Raw genomic sequence first — 842 nt, 5'->3', positions numbered from 1 at the left:
CCTCAGCCTGGCCAACACTGAACGATTGCGGGCTCGCCGGCAGCGTCAGCAGGTCATCACGGACACCGCCCACCAGGGCGACACGGTAGAACATTGCCGCGCCGGCGATCGTCTCAACGCCGTACAGATAGCCGTCGCGGATCTGAAACGGCGCCAAGCATGGGCCTAGCGCCCAGGCCGGCGCATTGACGCGGATCGATGTCCAGCCGACAGTCTCAATGATCCACGCCTGCTGCTCGTTCTGCAGCGCAATCACGATATGTCCAGCATCGCGCGACAGTGCCAGGCCGATCTGCGGAATCGTGTAGTTGGGGCTGAGCACAACAGAGCCCAGCATCACGCCGGCACCATCGAACAGTCCAACGGTCACGCCGTCATTTACCCGCCAGGCGGCAGCATAGCGAGGCGCGTACACAACAGGCGGCTCATCACCACCGGCATAGACCATCATGCTCCCAAGCCAGCGACCAGCACCGAGGCTCCACAGTTCCGCCCGCGACGCCTGATCGGGTTGCAGGCCCGGCGCAGCGCTGCCGGTCCACTCGGTATCGGCAGGCCAAGCCAGAGCGTGGCCACCAACCGAGTCCTGAACAATCAGCGCAGTCAGCCGAGCGCCGGCGGGCGCGACAGCAAGGGTTACAGTCGCATCCTGTTCGAGCGGAACCAGCCACGTCGGCGCCTGGGCGGCATCGAGCAGCACCGCTGCACCAGTCGCCTGGCCCAGTTCGCCACCGCGCTCGGCCAGTTCTTGCAGCATGCCTGCAGTAATGCCGGCAAACACTATCGCGCCGGCCGGCCACGCTCGTTCGTTGCCCTCCAGCCCGCGCGTCACGGTAAGCACT

General features: G+C 65.7%; 1 protein-coding gene. It reads right to left on the bottom strand.

Features of this window, described 5'->3' with window-relative positions; genetic code table 11:
• Positions 1 to 842: hypothetical protein (locus tag ACNFCJ_RS24035; RefSeq protein WP_416773889.1), on the bottom strand; the 842-nt coding region annotated here is incomplete at both ends.

Source organism: Pseudomonas sp. NY15364, from assembly GCF_048068235.1.
GTDB classification, from domain to species: domain Bacteria; phylum Pseudomonadota; class Gammaproteobacteria; order Pseudomonadales; family Pseudomonadaceae; genus Aquipseudomonas; species Aquipseudomonas mendocina_D.
This window is presented reverse-complemented; position numbering and strand designations above follow the sequence as displayed.